General features: G+C 37.2%; 14 protein-coding genes. 9 read left to right on the top strand and 5 right to left on the bottom strand.

Annotated features, from left to right (window positions below):
* Positions 1–24: 24 nt before the first annotated feature.
* Complete coding sequence (locus CWB75_RS09880) at positions 25–363, top strand: DUF3693 domain-containing protein (protein ID WP_138570540.1); 339 nt, start codon at positions 25–27, stop codon at positions 361–363.
* Between the two features lie 100 nt (positions 364–463).
* Here CWB75_RS09880 and CWB75_RS09875 read toward each other — a convergent pair whose 3' ends face one another.
* Positions 464–1027 carry a lipid-binding SYLF domain-containing protein gene (locus CWB75_RS09875; RefSeq protein WP_138570539.1) on the bottom strand — a complete coding sequence of 188 codons (564 nt, stop codon included), beginning with the start codon at positions 1025–1027 and terminating at the stop codon, positions 464–466.
* A 140-nt stretch (positions 1028–1167) separates the two neighbouring features.
* Between CWB75_RS09875 and CWB75_RS09870 the strand changes: the two genes are divergently transcribed.
* Positions 1168–2379 (top strand): tyrosine-type recombinase/integrase, encoded by a 1212-nt coding sequence (locus CWB75_RS09870; RefSeq protein ID WP_008108719.1) that lies wholly within the window; start codon positions 1168–1170, stop codon positions 2377–2379.
* A complete protein-coding gene (locus tag CWB75_RS09865) occupies positions 2379–3578 on the top strand; it encodes a cation:proton antiporter (protein ID WP_138570538.1) in 1200 nt (399 codons plus the stop codon). The genes CWB75_RS09870 and CWB75_RS09865 overlap by 1 nt, the downstream gene beginning before the upstream one ends.
* A gap of 76 nt (positions 3579–3654) precedes the next feature.
* Here CWB75_RS09865 and ydiJ read toward each other — a convergent pair whose 3' ends face one another.
* Positions 3655–6699, bottom strand: a complete 3045-nt coding sequence (ydiJ, locus tag CWB75_RS09860; RefSeq protein WP_138570537.1) for a D-2-hydroxyglutarate dehydrogenase YdiJ — start codon at positions 6697–6699, stop codon at positions 3655–3657.
* Positions 6700–6843: 144 nt separating this feature from the next.
* On the opposite strand from ydiJ, the gene CWB75_RS09855 reads away from it, so the two are divergent.
* Positions 6844–7056, top strand: a complete 213-nt coding sequence (locus CWB75_RS09855; RefSeq protein WP_138570536.1) for a PGPGW domain-containing protein — start codon at positions 6844–6846, stop codon at positions 7054–7056.
* A gap of 52 nt (positions 7057–7108) precedes the next feature.
* On the opposite strand, the gene ppsA is transcribed toward CWB75_RS09855, so the two are convergent.
* Complete coding sequence (ppsA, locus tag CWB75_RS09850; protein WP_008108727.1) at positions 7109–9484, bottom strand: phosphoenolpyruvate synthase; 2376 nt, start codon at positions 9482–9484, stop codon at positions 7109–7111.
* Between the two features lie 154 nt (positions 9485–9638).
* On the opposite strand from ppsA, the gene ppsR reads away from it, so the two are divergent.
* Complete coding sequence (gene ppsR / locus CWB75_RS09845) at positions 9639–10448, top strand: posphoenolpyruvate synthetase regulatory kinase/phosphorylase PpsR (RefSeq protein WP_008108730.1); 810 nt, start codon at positions 9639–9641, stop codon at positions 10446–10448.
* Positions 10449–10539: 91 nt separating this feature from the next.
* Here ppsR and CWB75_RS09840 read toward each other — a convergent pair whose 3' ends face one another.
* Positions 10540–11889, bottom strand: coding sequence for a class II 3-deoxy-7-phosphoheptulonate synthase (locus CWB75_RS09840; RefSeq protein ID WP_171039112.1), 1350 nt, complete (start codon positions 11887–11889; stop codon positions 10540–10542).
* 603 nt (positions 11890–12492) lie between these two features.
* Between CWB75_RS09840 and CWB75_RS09835 the strand changes: the two genes are divergently transcribed.
* A complete protein-coding gene (locus tag CWB75_RS09835) occupies positions 12493–13368 on the top strand; it encodes a DNA replication terminus site-binding protein (RefSeq protein WP_138570534.1) in 876 nt (291 codons plus the stop codon).
* A 61-nt stretch (positions 13369–13429) separates the two neighbouring features.
* On the opposite strand, the gene CWB75_RS09830 is transcribed toward CWB75_RS09835, so the two are convergent.
* Positions 13430–14644 (bottom strand): hypothetical protein, encoded by a 1215-nt coding sequence (locus CWB75_RS09830; RefSeq protein ID WP_013463357.1) that lies wholly within the window; start codon positions 14642–14644, stop codon positions 13430–13432.
* A 771-nt stretch (positions 14645–15415) separates the two neighbouring features.
* Here CWB75_RS09830 and CWB75_RS09825 point away from each other — a divergent pair.
* The 3 genes from CWB75_RS09825 to CWB75_RS09815 all read left to right on the top strand — a co-directional run bounded on the left by CWB75_RS09825 (position 15416) and on the right by CWB75_RS09815 (position 21193).
* On the top strand, positions 15416–16654 hold the full coding sequence (locus tag CWB75_RS09825) for an AAA family ATPase (protein WP_010388797.1): 1239 nt from the start codon (positions 15416–15418) through the stop codon (positions 16652–16654).
* Positions 16655–16669: 15 nt separating this feature from the next.
* The gene (locus CWB75_RS09820; protein WP_010388796.1) at positions 16670–17632 is read left to right on the top strand and encodes a transcriptional regulator; all 963 of its coding nucleotides are present in this window, start codon (positions 16670–16672) and stop codon (positions 17630–17632) included.
* Positions 17633–18046: 414 nt separating this feature from the next.
* Positions 18047–21193: a DEAD/DEAH box helicase gene (locus CWB75_RS09815; RefSeq protein ID WP_010388794.1), complete on the top strand. Its 3147-nt coding sequence runs from the start codon at positions 18047–18049 to the stop codon at positions 21191–21193.
* Positions 21194–21526 lie beyond the last annotated feature (333 nt).

The following is a 21526-nucleotide window of genomic DNA, read 5'->3' as shown; positions in this document are numbered from 1 at the left end:
AATTGATTTAGAGAGGAGATATATATGTCATTTAGTTATCAACTTGTTGAAAAATACAAAGAAATCATGGGTTATTCACAGGACAAACAAGTTGTTGCTGACTTGGATAGTGTTACGTCTGGTTCTTTATCCCAAATTAAAAGGGGTGAAAGGCACTTAACTGCAAATCAGTGTATTTTTCTGGCTAATAAAGTTGGAATGGATCAAAAAGAAGCTTTATTGAATTTGGCTATTGAGAAATCAAAAACCAAAGAAGAGAGTAAAGTTTGGACTGATATTGTAAAAAAGATTAGTGCAGCATGTGTAGCGCTAACACTAGTTGCAGGACTAGCAAACGCTCCAACAGAGGACGCATTTGCGTAATAGCGATAGCCCATAAATTACGTTATGTTAAATTGAATGAATTAAATTAAAGTGGGCGTAATCCATAAAACTAGCCCACTTATGATAGGGTTTTGATAGCTTAGTTTAGCTCAGAATCTACCCAAAATTTAGTGCCTTTTAAAACGGCTTGCAGTGCAAGGCCACTTTCGGTTAAAGAGTAAACAGTAACTTGGTCAGCAATAGCTTCGGCAACTAAAGCGCCACCTTTATCTTGGTATTTTGCAGCAGCATCGGCATTACCACCGAACGCCCAACCATGTTTAATAAATCTATTTAACGCTGCTTGATCGTGAAAAACCATCACAATATTGAAATCTTTAACACCTAAACCTAAGCCTAAACCAGCTTCGCCCATATTCATATAGGTAGATTTTCCGGTTAGGTTATTTTTTACTACACCGTACCCACCACCAAAACTGGCTAAAATAACGTTTACATTGGCATTATCAAAAACGGCATAACCGGCTGAATTGGCAATTTGAGTTTTAACATCTGGTTTTTTTTCGTATAGAGCAGTTAATGTATTCGATTTCATACTTTGTACTAAAGCACGTTTTTCTCCAGGAGAAGCACTGCCTGTAGTCGCGCAACCTTTTAATAAAACGCTAATAACTAACATGCTTAACAGAAGTAATTTTTTCATGATTTTTCCTTTAATAAGGTATATGGTTAATAAATCTGCATTTAGCATAAATATCAAAATTTCGTTATGTCCAATACTAGACAGTATCGGACTTTAAGGTTAATCTATAAGTCTATTATTTTCTTATATATTTTACTATTATGCTTGTTGCTCTGGTCGATACATTAAAACAATTACGTTATCAAATAGCTCACCTTGAAGATAATACACTCCAATCAGAATATCCAGAACTAGCCTCTTTTATACAGCAAGTCAGCTTGACTGTAACTGAATCAAAGGCCGATCTTAATTTTTTATACCAGTTTTTATATGTTTATGGCCGAAAATCAGAAGCAACTTATAGTCGTTTTCGCAATGAATTAGAACGATTTTATTTGTGGTCATGGCTTATAGCTGAAAAATCAGTATTCGACTTAAAGCGTGAAGATATTGAGGCGTATGTTGATTTTATGGTCGAGCCGGATAAAAAGTGGGCATCAACTTCGGTGCAGTGGCGCTATAAAGATGAGCAAGGAGTACGTAGGTTAAACCAAAATTGGCGCCCTTTTATGCAAAAAGAATCTATTGCGAGTCAGCAAACATTATCCGCAATGTTTACTGCACTTAATGTATTTTACAAGTTCGCTATTTTAGAAGAAAAAACCTTCGCTAACTTTGTACCTGTAGTTAAAAAAAATAGCCCTTATTTAGTAGTGCAATCGCAGATTCAAATTCCCGATACATTGAGCGATATTCAATGGGAATACGTATTTGGCGTAACACGTGATCTATGTGAACAAAAACCAGAGTATGAAAGAAACCTTTTTACCCTCGCCTGTTTAAAAGGATTATATTTACGTATATCAGAATTATCAGAGCGTCCACAATGGTCACCTGTTATGTCTCATTTTTGGCAAGATAACGATGGCTTTTGGTTTTTACGTATAATGGGTAAGGGTAATAAATTACGAGATGTAACTTTAAGTGATGATTTTCTTGAGTATTTAAAACGTTATCGGTTATACCGTGGTTTACCTGCCCTGCCCCGTGTTGACGAATCCGACCCGTTAGTGCATAAAATTCGTGGCCAAGGTGGTATGACAGTAAGACAAATTCGTCGTTTAGTACAACAAAGTTTTGATATTGCTCAGCAGTCATTACTTGATGATGGCTTTAAAGATGACGCGGAACAATTAGAGGCGGCCACTGCACATTGGCTTCGACATACCGGTGCAACGCATGACGCACAAACTCGACCTTTAAAACATTTATCTGAAGATTTAGGTCACGCAAAAATAGCCACAACCGATCAAATATATATTCAAACAAATATTAAAGAACGGGCAAAATCTGGAATAAAAAGGAAGATTTAATGGAATACTTAATTATTGCTTTTATTGGTGCATTATTTTTAATTTATTCTATAACACTACGCCAATTAGAAAAAACAGAAATTACTGGGCCGATGTTTTTTGTTATAGGGGGGATACTGCTAGCATTGATAGCTCCGAATGAAAGTGAAAATTTTAAAAATGGCTTACGGTTTTTATTGCCCTTTATAGAATTAACGCTCAGTATCTTTTTATTTACCGATGCAGCAAAGTCAAAATTAGGAGTATTAAGGCATAGTTTTCAATATCCTAGTTTACTTTTATTTGTTGCCTTACCATTAACTTTATTACTCGGGATTGTAACCGCGTTATTTTTATTTGCTGAACTTTCATTAATTCAAGCAGCACTTATCGCAATTATATTAACCCCAACCGATGCGGCGTTAAGTAAGGGATTATTAAGCAATACAAAAGTTCCTGAAAAAATACGCGAAGGTATTAATACAGAAAGCGGTTTAAACGATGGCTTATGTGTGCCTATATTTTTAATATTTATTCTGCTCGCAAAAAATCCTGAATCTGCAATTACTGCAACACAAACGTTAAGTGTATTTGGTAGAGAGTTGGGAGTTGCATTATTAATTGCATTTGCAAGTATTGCTGTTTTTATTCCGTGTTTAAACTTTGCAATGAAGCGACATTACTTTGCCCAAAACACTAGCCCGTTTTTACTATTGGGTTTTGCTATGGCTGTATTTTCACTTACGCAATATTTTCATGGCAGTGGATTTATTGCCGTATTTGTAGCGGGGCTTTTATTTGATAAATACGCGAGCACCAAAATAAACAAAGAGCTGATTGAAGACTCAGAGCATATAGCTGACTTTTCCTCTTTAATGATTTGGTGTTTATTCGGTTTTGTTTGTGCTTATTTAGTGATCCCGAAATTAAATACTGAAATAATAATTTATGCGCTACTTAGTACAACACTGATCAGAATAATTCCTGTTATGTTGTCACTGCAATTTACGTCATTAAAAATAAAAGAGCGTTTAACGTTTGCTTGGTTTGGGCCGCGAGGATTGGCTTCGATTGTTTTTACTTTAATGGTTATTGATACACAAATAGAAAATAAATTTCAAATTGCGACCATTGCTATGACCACAATTTTATTTAGTGTATTTATTCATGGTATTAGTACAAAACCGATTGCAGACAGTTTTGCTAAAAAAACTAAATAAATATAAACAAAAATAAAAAGGCGTAACTTAATAATAAGTTGCGCCTTTTTATTTTACAGCTTACTTAGTTAAATTATTAACTAAGTACTTTTGCCAGTAACTCTATTGGATGCTTAGGCTTAAATTTTTCATAACGTTTTACTTGGCTACGACATGAAAAGCCAGTTGATAAAAGTTGCTCAGGTTTATTTTTATCAACGATAGGTTTCCAACTCATTTCATAAAGTGCTTTGGAGTTTGCTTGGTTTTGTGCTTCATGACCATAAGTGCCGGCCATACCACAACACCCAGTACTTGTGGTGTTTAATGTTAAACCAAGCTGATCAAAAATATTTTTCCACACACTTGCGGCTTTTGGTAATGCAGTCGTTTCGGTACAGTGACTTAATAAGGTAAATTCAGTATTTATTTGTTTAGCTTCTAAAGCACTGAACGATTGTGTTTCTAACCATTCATGCGCAAGTTGCACATTAAAATCGCCACGGTTATTTTCTAAAATTGTATTATATTCATCGCGATAACACATCACTAACGACGCATCTAAACCAACTAGCGGTGCATTAATATCATTAAGCTGATTTAAAAACTCTGCAGCATTTTTTGCCGTTAGCTTAAATTCATGCAAAAAACCTTTCACGTGCTGAGGTTTGCCATTGGGTTTAAAGGGTAACAGCATTGGTTTTTTTCCAAGCTGAGTAATTAGTGTAATAAAACTCTCAACCAATTCTGCTTCGTAAAAGCTGGTGAATGGGTCTTGAACAATGAGTACATAATCATTTTGCTCATCGGTACTTAGTTTTTTAAGTAATTCTAAATTAAATTTTTGCGTTTTGTTTACACGTTTGTTGAGTGCAGGAATACTTAGCTGAGGGGTATCAACATAGCCTACCGTTTTTTTAATGAGGCCACTAACTAATGATGTTTTTACAATTGGATTAATAACCCTCGCAAATTTTGCCATTAACTGTGCACTGTTTTCTATATTACCCACTAAGTAATCTTTGAGTGGGCGGGCATAATAACTGTGATAATAATTTAAAAAACGGGCACGGAAAGTTGGCACATCTACTTTTATTGGGCAAGCCGTAGTACACGCTTTACACGCTAAACATTCATCCATTGAGGCTTTTACTTCATGTGAAAAATCGTAAACGCCTTGTTTTTTCTCTCTGCTATGAACAAAGCGCTCCCACCAAGTAATTACTTCACCTTTGTTAAGTTCTTTTTCTACCTCAAGTAAATTAACATCTTTTGACTCTTGAAGACGTAACCATTCACGCATTAGCCCTGCTCGACCTTTTGGCGAATTACGGCGATCGCCAGTTACTTTATACGACGGGCACATTGGAGAGTTTTCATCATAATTAAAACATAAGCCGTTACCATTACAGGTCATTGCATTGTTGAAACTGGTCTTAACATCAATAGATATTTGCTTGTCGAAGTAAGAGCGCTTTTGCCCATCAACGCTAACTAGTGAGTCTTCACTTTCAAGCGGGGTACATATTTTTCCGGGGTTGATTTTATTATTTGGATCAAACGCCGATTTTATTTTTCGTAATTGCGTAAATAAATGCTCACCAAAAAATTCAGGACCGTATTCACTTCTGTAACCTTTACCGTGCTCGCCCCACATCAAACCACCGTATTTTGCGGTGAGTTTTACTACTTCATCTGAAATAGTGCGCAGTAATTTTTCTTGTTCAGGGTCGCACATATCCAGTGCTGGCCTAACATGTAAAACGCCAGCATCAACATGACCAAACATACCGTACTGTAAATTATAGCTATCAAGTAGCGCTCTAAATTCAACAATATAATCGGCTAAATTTTCTGGTGGAACGGCGGTGTCTTCTGCAAACGCGAGAGGTTTTTGGCTGCCTTTTACATTCCCGAGTAAACCCACTGATTTTTTACGCATTGCATAAATTTTCAGTATATCGCTTTTATCACTGGTTAACTGATAGCCAATAACGCCATTAGTTTGGTTAGCTACACACTCATCTAATAATTTACATAATGTGTCTACTTTGTCTTTTATGTCTTCTGGTGATACGGCATTAAACTCAACCATGTTGAGTCCTTGCATATCTTTATTAGCAACGTCGGTTATTAAGTCCGATACTGAATGCCAAATAATATCTTCGCGGGCAAGATTTAATACTTTGCTGTCAACGGTTTCAACTGAAGTTGCGCGGGCATCAACTAAAAATGGTGAATGGCGAAGCGCAGAATCAAAACTGTCATATTTTATATTTATGAGGGTTTTAAATTCTGCGATAGGTGTTAGGTTTAATTTTGCTTCAGTAACTATGCCTAAAGAGCCTTCTGATCCGGTTATTAAGCGGCTCATATCAAAAGTTTGTAAGTCTTCACTTAGCACATGCTCTAGGTCATAACCGGTTAAAAATCTATTTAACCGTGGAAATTTGGCTAATATAGCGTCGCGTTCATTAAGTGATATGTCTAATACTGTTTTATAGAGTTTGCCAATTAAGGATTCCTGATCGGCAATTATTTTTGCTTTTTCAATGTCTATTGGACTGGTAGACATTGCAGTGCCATCAACTAAATAGGTGGTTAGCCCTAAAACATGGTCGCTGGTTTTGCCATAAACTAAGGAGCCTTGCCCCGATGCATCAGTACTGATCATGCCGCCAATAGTGGCGCGGTTACTAGTAGATAAATCGGGTGAAAAGAAAAATCCATACGGTTTTAAAAAGTCGTTAAGTTGATCTTTTATCACACCGGTTTGAACTCGTACCCAACCTTCTTCAACATTTATCTCGAGGATTTCACGCATATAACGTGATAAATCAACCACAATACCAGGCGTTAAAGATTGACCATTTGTTCCTGTGCCGCCACCGCGAGGACCAAAAGTTAACGATAAAAAAGGGTCTTGCGATGCTATTTGCAGAGCAACTTGAATGTCTTTTTCGCTTTTTGGAAAAATAACACCTTGCGGAAGCTGCTGGTAGATACTGTTATCGGTTGACGCTGTGAGTCTGGTTGCATAGCTTGCGTCAGTATCCCCAGTAAACCCTTGATTTTTTATAGTATTTAAATAATTTGCGACAAGCTCGGTCGCGGCATCTTGTTGTGTAATAGTTGCTATCATGGCGGCGCTTATTAATGCATTTGTGTAATTATATCATGGCGATGGCTAATAGAAATTGAAGATTTTACAGTTTGTAACACTCTTTTTATCGATATATGAGCAGCTGCAATTATAATCAAGTTAAACGCCTACAATGAGGTTTATATGAAAAAACTACTAATGCAGATCAGCGGAACACTGTTTATTTTACTCGGATTATTGTTTGCTGTGGTGCCAGGGCCATCGTTAATATTTTTTATTGCAGGCTTATTCTGCTTTTCTATATATTACCCTAAAGCTAGAGGGTATTTAACTTGGTGTCAAAAAGCACTGACTCGTTCATGTGCCTATTTAGATAAAAAATTAGCAAAAAATTAATTTTTAGTCATAAAAAATGCCAGCAGTTGCTGGCATTTTTTAACGAGGTAACTTACTTAGCAAGTTTGTCTGCTAAGTATAACCATGTTTCTAGTACTGTATCTGGGTTTAGCGAAACAGAGTCAATGCCCTGCTCTACTAACCATGCTGCAAAGTCTTCATGATCTGAAGGACCTTGACCACAAATACCTACATATTTACCTTTTTCTTTGGCTGTTTTAATAGCCATAGAAAGTAGCTTTTTGATTGCAGGGTCGCGCTCATCAAATAGGTGAGCAATTAAACCTGAGTCGCGATCAAGACCAAGCGTTAACTGTGTTAAATCGTTAGAACCGATAGAGAAACCATCGAAGTATTCTAAGAACTCTTCAGCCATTAATGCATTTGACGGAAGCTCACACATCATGATTACTTTAAGACCATTTTCGCCACGTTTAAGGCCATGTTCTTCAAGTAATTCAATAACGCGTTTACCTTCTTCAAGGGTACGTACGAATGGGATCATGATTTCGATGTTGGTCATATCCATGCTGTTTCTTACGCGTTTTATAGCTTCACACTCAAGTGCAAAACAATCACGGAAGTCTTCAGAGATATAACGTGCAGCGCCACGGAAACCAATCATTGGGTTTTCTTCTTCTGGCTCGTATTGCTGGCCGCCCACTAAGTTAGCGTATTCGTTTGATTTAAAATCAGACATACGAACAATTACACGCTCTGGTGCAAACGCACAACCTAAGGTAGAAATACCTTCAACTAGTTTACCAATATAGAATTCAACAGGTGATTCGTAACCGGCAATCATGTCTGTGATTTCTGCTTTTAATGCATCTGTTTGTGCATCAAAATTTAATAACGCTTTAGGGTGAACGCCAATCATACGGTTGATGATAAACTCAACGCGCGCAAGGCCAACACCTGAATGTGGTAAACGTGCAAAATCGAATGCGCGATCTGGGTTACCTACGTTCATCATCACTTTCATTGGAAGTTCAGGCATTTCGTCAACACGTGAAGTAAGTACTTCAAAGTCTAAAATACCTTCGTAGATGAAACCTGTATCGCCTTCGGCACATGATACAGTAACTTCTTGACCTGCTTTAATTAAGTCTGTTGCATTACCACAACCAACAACGGCTGGAATACCTAACTCACGTGCAATGATTGCAGCATGACATGTACGACCACCACGATTTGTAACAATCGCAGCCGCGCGTTTCATAATAGGTTCCCAGTCTGGGTCTGTCATGTCGGTAACTAATATGTCACCTACTTGTACTTGGTCCATCTCTTTGATTGAGTCAAGTACACGTACAACACCACTACCAATTTTATGACCAATTGCACGGCCTTCAACAACAACATTGCTGCTGCCATTTAGTTGGAAGCGTTCCATTACGTTTGTGTCTTCGTTTGAGCGAACAGTTTCTGGACGCGCTTGAACTATATATAGTTTGCCATCGTTACCATCTTTTGCCCATTCGATGTCCATTGGACGACCGTAATGTTTTTCAATGATTACAGCTTGTTTGGCAAGATCTTGCACTTCTTCATCTGTAATCGAAAATTTGTTTGAAAGTGCTGAGTCTACGTCAACAATTTCTACTTGTTTGCCATGAGCTTTGTCTTGAGAGTAAATCATTTGAATGGCTTTAGAGCCAATGTTACGACGTACTACAGCTGGCTTGTTTTTAAGTAGCGTTGGTTTATGAACATAAAATTCATCAGGGTTAACCGCACCCTGAACAACCATTTCACCCAAACCATAGCTTGATGTGATAAACACTACATCTTCAAAGCCCGATTCAGTATCAATACTGAACATAACACCTGATGCTGATTTATCAGAGCGTACCATGCGTTGAATACCCGCTGATAACGCTACACCACGGTGATCGTAGCCTTGGTGAACACGATAAGAAATAGCGCGGTCGTTAAATAACGAAGCGAATACGTGTTTAATAGCAGTCATTACAGAATCAATACCAACAACGTTTAAGAACGTTTCTTGTTGGCCTGCAAACGAGGCGTCTGGCATATCTTCAGCAGTAGCTGATGAACGAACAGCGAATGAAACATCTGCAGAAGCATCACCATGAAGTTGGCTGTATGCATCGCGGATTGCTTTATCTAGACTAGGTTGGAATGGGGTATCGATAATCCACTGACGGATATCGGCGCCGACTTTGGCGAGTGTGTTTACATCATCAACATCAAGAGTATCTAAAATGTCGTGAATTTTTGCGTTGAGTCCTGATTGTTCTAAAAACTCGTTAAAAGCGTCTGAGGTAGTAGCAAAACCACCTGGGACTTGCACACCTGCGTTAGCTAAGTTTGAAATCATTTCACCAAGTGAGGCATTTTTACCACCAACTCGAGGAACATCTTGCATACCAAGCTCTTGATACCAGAGAACGTATTCTTGCACGGATCTTTCTCCAAAAAACAAATTGTAGTACTAACTGTGAGAGTTAAGAAAGAAAACCTTTTATAAAGGTCGCCCCCATTCTACACTGGCAAACGTCCTCACGTAAACCGTGATACACTTATTTTAAAATTAAATGTAATAATAAAGAGGCTTTATGAGAACTGCGTTTTATATTTCAGATGGCACGGCAATCACATCTGAAGTGTTTGGTCATGCGACCTTGTCTTTATTTCCTGTCGAATTTAATCATAAAACAATTCCTTTTGTAGAAACCGAAGAAAAAGCGCATGAAATCAAAGCGCTTATTAACGCCACATCGTCTAAGCAAGGTGAGAAGCCTTTAGTTTTTTTTACTTTTGTGAATCATAAATTATCGGAAATTATTCGCTCTGCAGATGCTGTCTCGTATGACTTTTTAACAACCTATAGCGAAAAAATTGAAAGCGAATTAAACGTTGCACCAGTACCTAAAGTACATCGAACCCATTCAATACACGAAAAAAGTTATGACTTTAGAATTGATGCAGTTAACTATGCTTTAATGAATGACGACGGCGGTAATATTAAAAACTTTGCTGAGGCTGATATTATTTTAGTTGGCGTTAGTCGAAGCGGTAAAACGCCAACAAGCCTCTATTTGGCCCTGCAATACGGTATTAAAGCGGCCAACTATCCGATCACAGAAGATGATTTAGAAAGCGAAGGGTTACCCAAGTGCTTAGTGCCTTATAAGCATAAACTGTTTGGTTTAACTATAGACCCTGAGAGACTGGCTGCGATCAGAGATAGACGAATGGCAAATTCAAAATATGCATCAATTAGACAGTGTCGTATTGAAGTGCGCGAAGTAGAAATGCTCTATAAGAAGCATAAAATTGCTCATTTAAATTCTACCCACCATTCGGTTGAAGAGATCTCAGCAAAAATCATTTCTGATACTGGTCTTGAGCGTCGTAAGTACTAACAAACTAACATATGATTTAAGCATGTAATTACACACAGCACACAAAAAAGCCGCTAAATAATAGCGGCTTTTAACATATTAGGAAGGCGTATTACTTGCGAGCATCTTTTAAAAGGTCTGCAACTAAAAAGCCAAGCTCTAATACTTGATCGGCATTTAAGCGAGGGTCACATTGAGTTTTGTAACGCTGCGCTAAGTCATCATCTGATAAACCGTATGCACCACCGGTACATTCAGTAACATGTTGTCCGGTCATTTCTAAATGAACACCACCTGCGTATGAGCCTTCAGCTTTGTGAACAGCGAAGAACTGACTAATTTCGCGCATAATGTTATCAAAGCTGCGAGTTTTATAACCTGAGCTGGCTTTCTCTGTATTGCCATGCATTGGATCTGAGCTCCAAATTACCTTACGCCCTTCTTGCTGTACTTTGCGAACAAGCGCCGGTAGCTTCTCTGGTAATACATCTGCACCCATTCGTGTAATGAGCGTTAACCTGCCAGGAATGTTATCTGGGTTTAGTGCATCAATTAAACGGATAAGTTCGTCAGGATCCATACCTGGGCCAACTTTAACGCCTATTGGATTTTTAATGCCCTTAAAGAATTCAATATGAGCATGGTCTAACTGACGTGTACGCTCACCAATCCAAACAAAGTGCGCTGAACAATCGTACCAGTCGCCTGATAAATGGTCTCTACGGGTTAATGCCTCTTCATAGCCTAGCAATAACGCTTCGTGTGATGTATATAAATCTGTTTCTTTTAAGCTTGGCGCTATAGTTGAATTAATACCACATACTTCCATGAATTCTAAAGCGTCTTGAATTTTATCTGCCAGCTGTTGGTATTTTGCTTTTTGTGGATTAGCAGCAACAAAGCCCATGTTCCAACGGTTAACCTGATGTAAGTCAGCAAGCCCACCTTGTGCAAAAGCACGTAGTAGGTTGAGTGTTGCCGCACTGTGATGATACGCGGTCATTAAACGCTGAGGGTCTGGAATACGTGCTTCTTCAGTAAACTCAAAGTTATTTACTATATCACCACGGTAAGATGGTAACGAAACACCGTCTATTGTTTCTAAGTCGGCTGAGCGTGGCTTAGCGTATTGACCTGCCATACGTGCAATTTTTACAACTGGGCATTTACCGCCATAGGTTAGTACTACAGCCATTTGTAAAATGGTCTTAAATGTATCGCGAATATTTGCAGCGTTAAAGTCACTAAATGATTCTGCGCAGTCACCACCTTGAAGTAAAAATGCGCGGCCTTCACACACATCTTCAAGTTGTTTAAACAAACTTCTAGTCTCTTCTGCAAACACTAAAGGCGGTGCGCTTTTAAGCTGGCCTTCAACAGATTTTAATATGTCTTGATCTGGGTACTGTGGCTGCTGCAGTATTGGCAGTTCTCTCCAACTATTTGGGTTCCACGATTGCATGTTCATTCCTCATTCCTATTACCTGATGTATTGAAATTAACGTATGCAGAGGGCTTTGTTCAAGGACTAAATCGACTATTTACCAATTATTTAGTTATTAGGTAAATTTAAATAGGATTATTATCTATGATTTAACTATTTTATTGATAATAAATATATAAATAAAGAACACTAATACATTAAAAAACAATAGGATAAATAGTAAGAGTGGTATTTATTAAGCTTTGCTTGCAGCCACTTAGCTAAGCTGTATAAGATAATGTTAATACAAGGAACACATCATACTTAAATCAACTATATGTATTCTTAACTTTACAGTTAAAATTAAATATATCAACCGTCAGTTATGTAGTTTCAAATATATATGCTAGCTGAGTAGTTCTGCTGGTTTATACCTACTCCTTCACACTGCATTTATATTTAACTATTAGTAAGTTAGAAAATATTATTATTAAAATGATCATACCAATAATAAAGAACACATCATACTTCATTTGATTTAAAGTTAACCTTAGCAATAGAGTAATATTTCTGAAATAACTACCAAAAGAAAAGGTTATTTGCGAAAATAGCTAAATAGTAAGATGTGTTCTTGGTGGTGTTATGGTTACGAAGGTACAAATTAGAAGTCAGTTTGATTTACTCAATGAGTTAACGCTTAGGCTAATTGAGGAGCTTAAAGAATATGGGTTTGCTAAAGCTGAATACTATCAACTGCCAGAAATAAGCAGTGTGGATGAAAATATAATTCCCGAGTCGATTGCAGTATCTAAAATTACAGGGGAACTAGCACAAAAGGCTATTTTAAATTCTTTTTCTGATATGTATAAAAAGCCTGGTCTGAGTAGTCGCGTATTAAAGCGCCACCCTGGTTTATTAATTATACAAGACGCTAATAAACAAGCCATTATTGATCGGATTGCTCAAGTTAATAATGCAAAAGCGGCATTTAAAAATTGTATTTTGGCGATAGACAATAACGATGCTCGATTTGAAGCCGTGCATAATGCTATGCCAAATTTAATTACGCTTGCCGCTTATCGTAAAATTCATAGCGAAAGCGAATCCCCTTTTTCAGTTCGTTTTACTTGGATGCATAAACACGCCACTAAAACACTCACAAAGAAGATGGCTCTTGAAATGCTCGAAAAGTCCGCTGGGTATAAAAACCCAAGAATGATTGATCAGCAAAAATGGCAATCATTGGTTGCTCAAGAGCAAGTTCGTGTTGCCAGTCTAGGTGAAAAAGAAAAATTACGAATTAGGCGCCCTACCCGAGTTAGCCCACAAGTTAATGTAAGATACACGGCTCAAAATCGTTATCATGTTAGTGCGGCCTTACCTTTTATTCTTATAAACCCACAACCCGATGTTAAGTATGGCCAACTGACGAGTTACGAAAAACCGTTATCACATCCACGAAAACGTGAGTATGACTTTCTGGTAGACCGTTTATATTTAGAACAAGTAACAAAGTAATTATGTTAAAAAGGCCACTTAATGTGGCCTTTAATATAACTACTGGTAAAAATTAATATAATTATTTTTCTACAATTTCTTCCAGCTTATCTTCATCAATTAATACTGCATTTTCAACAATGCGTTTACCACCTTGTATCTCTATCCGTTTGTTATGTTTATTTAATGCCAGTATCTCATCACAAAACTGATCAGATGGGTGCATTTCATAAGTGTAATCTACAATATTACCTGTTTTATCATCTTTTACATTAGTAATGCTGTACTCAGATATTGCTCCTTTTTCTATTAAATCTTTCATCGTGGTAGTCATATCACGGCGCAGTGCTTTTAATTTATTTTCGGTAATATCATCAGTTGAATAGATAGAGCCATATTTTTCCATAATAGACAACAGTCTAAAATGGTATGTTTTTCCTGGGGCAGCATAGCGCCATAAATGATATAAACGTAGCATCATCCAACGCGATAATCCGCGCTTTAACTCTTGAGCACTATTAAAATAATAACCTTTATATTCAAGGTTATCGATCATGTTATGAACAAACGCATTTAAACACGCTACACATTTAACATTTCCGCCTTGGCCTTTTTTACCACTAAAGTGTAAAGACGATAAAAAGTTCATGTTCGACTCGTAGAACGAGTCATCAATATCAGAGTTTTTAGTGTCAGTAGCAGAATATTTAAAAGAAAGTTTTGAACCTTGTAATGCTTCGAGCGATTCTTTAATTTGTGGGTAAGGCATAGATTGACCTACCGCTTTAAGTTCTTGTGCTAATTCGTTCATAGAAAACACAACGGCATATTGAATACCGGACTTAAAATTAATTTTTACTATTTTACCTTTTGAAGCAAGGCGAATAAGTGCACGCTCAACTTTTTCTTCTCTATCTGATGGCCAAACTAAGTATTCTACGTCTTCACCATCTTTACGAGTACTTACCACAGCCGGTGTTATTTTAATTTCACCATCGTATAAAATACCGTCTACTTTCTCAGATATCTTACGTGTAATAATGGTTTTTTTAGGGGCTTCTTCAAGTGGCAGCTTTTTATGTCCTGAGCGAACAAAGCGTCCCCACAGATCATAATGGTTAAATGTGTTAGAGTAAGCGCGTAACCCATGGGCTGCATTTTCTATCGAAATTCGCACATCTTTATTATCTGTAAATAGTGCTAAGCTTTCGTTATCAATTGCACTTTCCACCCCGTGAATTTGGCCCCTAAGTGTATCGGGCAAGTTATCTACCGAGATGTTGACCTTTCGGCTCATGGTTTTTATTTCCGTTTTTATTGTGACAGCTAATAACAACACATAAAGCCACAAAAGTTAAATGTTTAAGTTAGTATAAAAGTGATCTGACTTCAAATAAAATGCACAGATCAATATTTTACTAAGAAAAAGTAAAAACATGAGATTTCAGATCAGGTTTTTACTAACTAGGCTTTAATAAACCGAATTTTTACTAACTGAAGAATAAATTTGTCCATTGCAAAGTGTTTTTTTTTAAATTTAGCACGACAAATGACAGCAAAAATGAGAGGCCTGTGGATAAGCTTAGTTCCAGTTAGCATAGATCTGATCTGTACTTACTACAGATCAGATCTATACTAATTAAACCGCTTATTATTCCTGATGGTGGGTGCATAACTTTATAATTTACTTAGTAAAAACATGATCTACAGCATCTGTTTTGTGAGTAACTCAGTGCTTAACCTGTGCGTAACTAAGCTGCTAAATATTTGCTTAGTAAAAAGGTGATCTGCCAGTAGATAAGGATCTGATCTTAACCACGTACAATGCTGATCCAGTTTTTTTAACATTGTTTATATAAATCATAATGTTATATGTATATTTTAAGGCCTTAGCCTTTAATACCTTATATATTTAACCATACTTAAACTTCTTTATTTATACTAAGCAATATTAAAGGCGTAAAATTATTTTATATGTCATGTATTTAAAATGCATGTCGCCTTAAATAGTTGTTTACAGCTAATTGAATGGACATTATACTAAACGCCTAACTTTGAGGAATAAAGTATGTCTATCAATAATAATGCGCTAGATACCTACCGACTTTTGAAAGCAACCGCAGAAGTTGCTGAAAAATCACTAGAAGGACGTATTCAACATTACCGCGCCCATCTTAAATCTGAAGAAAAAGAATTAAGAACTTACACCCAAAAAGCCGCTGCTGATTTACTTGGTTGTAATAATCGTACCTTAAAAAGACGCCACGACAATGGTGATTTTGACGATTTAAACATAAAACGCGGTGCAAACGGTCATTACGCTTATACGTTGGTTAATATTTTTGCCATGGCCGATATAATGGATATAAAACCCGATCATCGTGCACCAACAGACAAACTCCAAGTTATTGTTATTAATTCACTAAAAGGTGGTTGTGGTAAAACAACGAGCATGGTTAATATTGCTGCAGCACTTGCCACTACTAACATCAAGCGTTACCGAATTGGTATTATCGATTTAGATCCGCAGGGGTCATCATCTAGCTTTTTCCCATCTTCTGAGCCCGATCCAATTACTGTTGGTGATTTAATGCGTGACTGCATTGATCTTGAAGAAGGTGAAACCTGGCCTGAATTTGTTTCAAACTCTTTTTTACCAACTCATATTCCTAATATTCGTGTTTTACCCTCAGGTATGGATGATTTTTATTTTGAACACGAAACTGCAACGTTGCTTAAAGACACCTCAAACTATGAGCAAACTCGCCATTACCATAAGCTGTTAGAGCGTGTTATCGAGCCAGTAAAAGATGAATTTGATATTTTACTAATTGATACAGCGCCTACCCTTAACTTTATGTTTTATAATGCATTAATGGCTTCTACAGCGATGCTTATACCGGTTCATCCTGAAGCGGTAGACTTTGATGCTAATAATAAATATTTAAAACGTTTAGGTGAGATTTATCATACCGTTGCAGCTCTTGGTCACGATGGTTGGGACTTTATGCAATTTTTGGTTACCAATTATGTAAAAGGTAATCACTCACAACGTGACATAGTTAAAGACGTAAGAAGCGCCTTTGGTCGCCAAGTCATGAGCTACCCTATTAATCACAGCTCAGCAATTACTGCGAGTTCATCCTCGTTTAATACTATTTTTGATCAAAAAGCGTCTGACAGTTTAGCGAGTAGAGAATCGTTAATGCGCGCACAAGAAAATATCAAAGATGTTGTTGACGAACTCGAAATGCTAATTCGTTCAAATTGGCAATCTACACAATCAAAATTAAATACGCCTAAGTAAGGATGTTGACTAAAAATGGCTAAAAAACGTAAAAATGACACCCGCTTAGATCCCTTTGCAACCGCTGTCGGCAGTAGCAGTTTAGACGCTCTTTTAGAGCAAGCTAATGCAGGCGATGTTATTCGTATGCCTGCGCCAAGCGATCCTAATCGCGAAATCACATTGGTTTGTAAAGTGATTGCTCATAACGAGATTGAAAAATCGACTCAGGTTTATGGTAAAAATCGCCGTGTACAAGCGCTTTTAAACGAAAAGTCGGTATCCGATATACTCCCTGCAATTAAAGAAGATGGACGTAATCAGCACCCCGCCCTGCTTTGGGATCAAGGTGATATGAGTCTTGTTCTTGCAGGCTCAAGACGTCGCAAAGCCTGTATTTTGGCTGGTGCAGATTATCTTGTTTTGAGTTCAAGTGATTTTAATGAGCAAGATGCCAAAGTGTTAGCTGTTTCTTCGGATCAATACATTGCTCCAAGTCTTTGGGAGTTAGGTCAAGCGTATCAGCAAACTCGAAACGAACTCATTCAACAAGGCAAAAAAGGATCGTACCGCGAGATTGCCGTTATTGAAGGGGTATCGCATACCGCCATTGCTGATGCTATTAAAGCGTATGAGCAAATATCTGCCGATGTTATAGCTCTTTACCCAACAGCTAATCATGTTGGTAGAGAAGTCGCTAAAAAGCTGATTAACGCAAAGGAGCGAGACGAGGTTGCATTTAACGAGTTAGTTGTAGCACTTGCAAGCAATGATGAAGTTAATGCCTTAGAAGCCGACGACAAGCGCGCTATGCTGATCACTAAACTATTAACCGCAGAGCCTAAAACAGCATTAAAGCGTGAGGCTGTGCTTGAAAACGACTTTATTAGTGTGCAACGTAACCTTAAAAGTGGTGACGTTTCAATAAAAATTAATAATAAAGTGATGACAGACAAGCGCTTAGAACAACTGACTAAACTATTAAGTGCTTTTAATTAGTTAGTAATATCGTGATCTGTAAAGGGGGGAGGTTAGTAAAATAGTGATCTAGCCCTCTTAATTAGTTAGTAAAAATCTGATCTTCCGTGGTAATAAAAAGCAAAACAGGCCCGATAAACCACTAAGGATCGTATTTTTACTAACTAAACCTGCTCTATTTGATTAAATTGCTACCTTGTTAGTAAAAACCTGATCTACTCCTAGCAAAACCTCTCTATTAAGTTAATTTATTGTTTTTATTTTGTAATTTAAACGCCTTTTTTTAGTGAGCAAAATTAAACAATCCTTATAAACCAATTTTTTACTAACCAATCAGATCCAACCAGTTTATTTTAAAAATAATATTGCTTTAGCTCAGCGTTGATAAGGCATATACTGGAAAAATTGTTTTTAAATTTTAATACTTTGAGTGACATGTCTGCTAACTTATCAAAAAATGATTTAATGGCTATTTTTGAAGAAATTAAAAATGAGCAGGCTACCCAGTTTCCTCTTTCTGAGCGATTCATAAAAAAATTGTTTAAACCCGCGGTGTTAGCAAAAGGTAAGTCGTATTATAAAAACGGCCAAATAAGTTGGTTAGAACATAATGCTGATTTCTCTGTGGTTGATTCTACTGTGCAAGGCGATAAGGGCATTGCGTTTAACCAACGAATTGAGATCAGTAAATTACCAACTGGCTATTCAGTCGACACACACTGTACTTGTAATGTTAAAACTAAATGCCGCCATTTGGCTGCAATTTTGTTAAAACTTAAAATTGAACACTCAGGTGAATACGGCGAAGACTATTTTATTAATGACTGGTTTAGCGAACTTAGCTCGCTTAAAAACACCGATCAAGCTCATCCATCACAAGTGTTACTGTTTGTATTAGATATTGAAAACGATAAAGTATTTTTAACGCCTAAAATTGCCAACTACGATAAAAATAATAATTATGCATTAGGTCGCAATTTAACTGAGCAACAGCTTAATAGTTTTGTAACCCCTAGCGACCTGCTAGAAAGTGATTTTAGATTATATAGCTGGATCCGCTCGCAAAATGCGGTCGGTAATATTGAACTCAAAGGTCAATGGGGCTTTAACGCGCTGCAGCAATTACTAGCTACAGAACGATTATTTTTACAGCGTTCGCGAGTACCTATAAAAGCGCAACCTGGCTTACCCCTAAATTTTGTTTGGGAAAAACAAAAAGAAGTCACCCAGTTAAAAATTCATCTTGATCAAATTCCTAATTGGGCGTTAATTAAAACTACACCGCCCATCTACTTAGATTTAGATAAATATAAGCTAGGCCGCATTCGCACGCCGCTCAGTGCGGACGAAATTGCTCATTTACAAACAATACCAGCACTTCACGATACAAACTTTGATCGAATTTATAAGCAGCTTGCTGATAATTTTGGTGCCGGTGTTATTCCCCATCCTACTAATGCACCAAGCATGCCTGTTAAGTCGTTGAGTAATGCCGTACTTAAAGTCAGCATGTCGGGCTCAGTAATGGCTATTTCGTTATCGTTTAAGTATAAAAATAAAAACTACTTAGCAGGTACAGCGCCTGAAAAACTAATAAACAGTGCATTTGAAAACACCGTTACCAACGAACTGGTCAACTTAGGCTTTGATTTTTGTAAAGGGGGTTTACACAGCGAGTTTATTTTTAGTCAGGAATCGGCTATTCACTTACACTGGTTAGCGCATGAGGTGTTACCAAGCTTTAAGCAACGTGGCTGGCAAGTATCAATGAGCAAAATAAATATTGCCGATACTAAAAACCAAATTTCCTTGCATGTAAACAGAGCTGCTGGGCATCAAATGCATTGCAAAGTTGTGCTTAACGATACCAAAGTGGCCACTTTATTTAATGTAAATAATAAACTGTTTGAATCGTTAAATCGTCAAAGCGAATTGTTTTATTACTATCCCGTTGGCCGTCAATTTGGAGTTATAGATAAGGCTGCGTTTAATTTATTAATTGAGTTTAAATTGCGATTTGAGTTTATTAAAACGCGCGACGAATTTAATATTCCACTTTCATACTTACCTGAGTTAGTTAAGCACACAGCCATTAATGTTGAGCTACATGATCCGTCATTAGAGCGCTACCTTGATGAGCTAAGTAATGACGCGCTGTTATCGCCCAATATCGCCATTCATGGCTTACACGATTCTGTGGTTCTTAGAGAATACCAACAAGAAGGCGTAGCTTGGCTTAACTTTTTAAAGCGTAATCAGCTAGGTGGTATTTTAGCGGACGATATGGGCTTGGGTAAAACTTTGCAGGTGATTGCTTATTTAGCCAGTTCTTATAATACTCCGCAGGCTGGCCCTACGCTTATTGTTTGCCCAACAAGCTTAGTGAGTAATTGGCAAAACGAAATTAACAAGTTTGCTAAAAACTTAAAAGTGACCACTATTTTTGGTGCACACCGTAATGATGCGTTGAAACACTTGGCACAAGCACAGTGTATATTAACCACCTATCCGTTATTAAAACGTGACATTGCTTATTATTCGCCACTGTATTTTGAAAACATTATTCTTGATGAAGCGCAGTATATTAAAAATGATACGGCACAGGTATCGCGGTTAGTTAAACGTTTGAATGCCGATTTTAAGCTTTGCTTAAGCGGTACCCCAATTGAGAACAATTTATTTGAATTAAAGTCGTTACTCGATTTTGCTATGCCTTCGCTATTAGGTTCCCAGGCGCACTTTAAGCAGCACTTTCAAGGTCCTATTGAGCGCGAAAGTAACATTGAGCGTGCAGAGCAGTTAAAAGCGTTAATTATGCCGTTTATTTTGCGCCGGACTAAAGCCCAAGTAGCTCAAGAACTGCCGCAAAAAACGGAGCTTGTTAAAGAGTTTGAATTTGAGCCTAAACAAAAAGACATGTACCAAGGCATAACACATGCGCTTGAAGAAAAACTCATTGATTTATTTGCCGAGCAAGGCGTGCAAAAAAGTAAACTCGCCTTTCTAGAGGCACTATTAAAACTTCGCCAAATTTGTTGTCATCCTAAACTTATTGAGCCAGAAACCGACGCTGCTAGTGCTAAGTTAGAATGGTTATCAAGCCATTTACCTTTAATGCTCAGCCTTGGCCGTAAGGTGATTATATTCAGTCAGTTTACCTCTGCACTTGATTTAATTGCCGAGCGTTTGAATACACTTAACATTAAATTTAGCATGTTAACTGGGCAAACGCGCCATCGCGATAAAGTGATAGACGAATTCACCAGTGGCACTACTTCGGTATTTTTAATTAGCTTAAAAGCAGGTGGCACAGGGCTTAATTTAACCCAAGCCGATACCGTTATTCATTTTGATCCTTGGTGGAATCCAGCTGTTGAAAAGCAAGCGACCGATCGTGCTTATCGTATTGGCCAAACTAATCCGGTATTTGTGTATAAATTGATTATGGCTAACTCTATTGAACAAAAAGTGTTTCAAATGCAGCAAGATAAACAAGCGCTTGTAGATGCATTATTTACTGAAAAATCAATGAGTTTTACCCAGTTTGATGAACAACAAATGTTGTCTTTAATTAAAAGTTAAAAATTAACAATAATTTTTTGAACTTATTTGAATTGTGGGCTGTCTATTAATACAGCTTGGTTAAATTGCAGTTTCTCCAAGTTTTCATGTTGATATCCCATATAGTAGTTACTAGACATAGTAATGATTAAGCCAGCCAGTTCAGCGCTGGCTTTTTTTTGCCTGAATATTTTAAACTATTTTATTTAAAATATTTTTGAACTAATCAATAATAGCTGGGTCTATTAATATGCTTGTAGTTGATATGTTGTTATACAAGTTTCATGTTGATTTCCCTGTTTGATTACTAATTTAGTAATATTGAGCCAGCTTTATTAGCTGGCTTTTTTTATG

The sequence above is a fragment of the Pseudoalteromonas sp. S1608 genome (genome assembly GCF_005887265.1).
Classification (GTDB): Bacteria; Pseudomonadota; Gammaproteobacteria; order Enterobacterales; family Alteromonadaceae; genus Pseudoalteromonas; species Pseudoalteromonas undina.
This window is presented reverse-complemented; position numbering and strand designations above follow the sequence as displayed.